Annotated in this window: 2 protein-coding genes; both read left to right on the forward strand. The window is 52.9% G+C overall.

Going from position 1 to position 2,090, the window contains the following annotated elements:
• On the forward strand, positions 1-770 hold a 770-nt coding region (locus ACTHUT_RS18745), incomplete at its 5' end, for a zinc-binding dehydrogenase (RefSeq protein WP_440419374.1).
• 118 nt (positions 771-888) lie between these two features.
• Entirely contained in the window at positions 889-2,031 is a 1,143-nt protein-coding gene (locus tag ACTHUT_RS18750; protein ID WP_250599883.1) for an NADH-dependent flavin oxidoreductase, read from the forward strand.
• Positions 2,032-2,090 lie beyond the last annotated feature (59 nt).

Raw genomic sequence — 2,090 nt, forward strand, 5'->3', positions numbered from 1 at the left:
TCATCCGCGACGACGTACCGACCGGCGAAGGCAGCAACTACCACCTCTCCAAAGACATGAACTTCATCGGCTTGGGCGGCTGCGGTGGCGGCTTGTCTGAAAAAATCGCCGTCAAACGCCGTTGGGTACACCCTATTTCCGACAAAATCCCATTGGACCAAGCCGCTTTGATTGAGCCTCTGTCCGTCGGCCATCACGCTTATGTCCGCAGCGGCGCGAAAGCAGGCGATGTCGCATTGGTCGGCGGCGCAGGCCCGATCGGTTTGCTGCTTGCCGCCGTGTTGAAAGCCAAAGGCATCAAAGTCATCATCACCGAATTGAGCAAAGCGCGCAAAGACAAAGCCCGCGAATCCGGCGTTGCCGACTACATCCTCGACCCGTCCGAAGTCGATGTCGTCGAAGAAGTGAAAAAACTGACCAACGGCGAAGGCGTAGACGTCGCATTCGAATGTACCAGCGTGAACAAAGTTCTGGATACTTTGGTTGAAGCGTGCAAGCCCACGGCCAATTTGGTTATCGTTTCCATTTGGAGCCACCCCGCCACCATCAACGTTCACAGCGTCGTGATGAAAGAGCTGGACGTGCGCGGCACCATTGCCTACTGCAACGACCACGCCGAAACCATCAAATTGGTTGAAGAAGGCAAAATCAACCTTGAGCCTTTCATCACCCAGCGCATCAAACTGGACGAATTGATTTCCGAAGGCTTCGAGCGCTTGATCCACAACAATGAATCCGCAGTAAAAATCATTGTTAACCCTAATCTTTAATCCTAAGGTTTAAAGAATAAACAGGCCGTCTGAAACTTTTCAGACGGCCTGTTTACTTGATAAATTCCCGAATGGCCCAATTCTATGCCGACCATTCACTTATCAAGAGCAAAATCTCATGAATCCAAAATACGCCCCACTCTTTCAAACATACACCCTCAATAACGGCGTAACCATCAAAAACCGCCTTGTCGTCGCCCCCATGACCCATTTCGGCTCACAAGCCGACGGTTTGATCAGCAACCAAGAGCGTACCTTCCTCAGCAACCGCGCAGGCGATATGGGCATGTTTATCACTGCCGCCACTTTGGTTCAAAAAGACGGCAAAGCCTTTCACGGCCAACCTGAAGCCACAGGCGAACACTGCCTCGACAGCCTGAAAGAAACCGCACAAATCCTGCAACAGCAAGGCGCAAAAGCAATTTTACAAATTCATCACGGCGGTTCCAAAGCCATGGATGACCTTTTGGACGGTCTCGATAAAATCAGCGCTTCCGCCAGCGAAGCCGAACACGCACGCGAAGCGACCGCAAAAGAAGTCGAAGCACTCATCGCCTCTTATGCGCAAGCCGCCGATTTGGCGCTTCGTGCCGGTTTTGACGGCGTGGAAATCCATGGTGCCAACACCTATCTGATCCAACAGTTTTACTCTGCCCAAAGCAACCGCCGCAACGACCAATGGGGCGGCAGCTTGGAAAACAGAATGCGCTTCCCTCTGGCCGTTATCGATGCCGTGATTGCCGTCCGTGAAAAACACCAGCGCGACGACTTCATTATCGGCTACCGCTTCTCCCCCGAAGAGCCGGGCGATGACGGCTTGACCATGACCGAAACCGGCGCACTGATTGACGCATTGGTACAAAAACCGCTGCAATATCTGCACGTTTCCCTGTGGGAATTTGATAAAAAAATCCGTCGCGGCGGCGATACCGCGCAAACCCGTATGCAGTTCATCCACGAACGCATCAACGGCAAACTGCCGCTTATCGGCGTGGGCAACCTGTTTACTGCCGACCAAATTTTGGCCGCCTATGAAACCGGCTGGGCAGAATTTATCGCATTGGGCAAAACCGTGATGATTAATCCGCACATCGCCACGCAAATCCGTGAAGGCCGCGAAGCCGAGATCGAAACGCAACTCGATCCGACGCGCGCCGACCATTACGGCCTCCCCGACACCTTATGGGGATTTTCCTCCAGCGGTACGCAATCATGGCTGCCGCCGGTAAAAGGCGCGGAATGGAAACCGATGGATATTTAATCATCGATTCATAAACAAAGGCCGTCTGAAACTTTTCAGACGGCCTTTGTTTTGGTGCA

The organism is Neisseria sp. P0022.S010 (assembly GCF_051956635.1).

Coding starts and splice junctions, on each gene's coding strand:
- ACTHUT_RS18750 (WP_250599883.1), top strand. CDS start 889: ATGAATCCAAAATACGCCCCACTCTTTCAAACATACACCCTCAATAAC.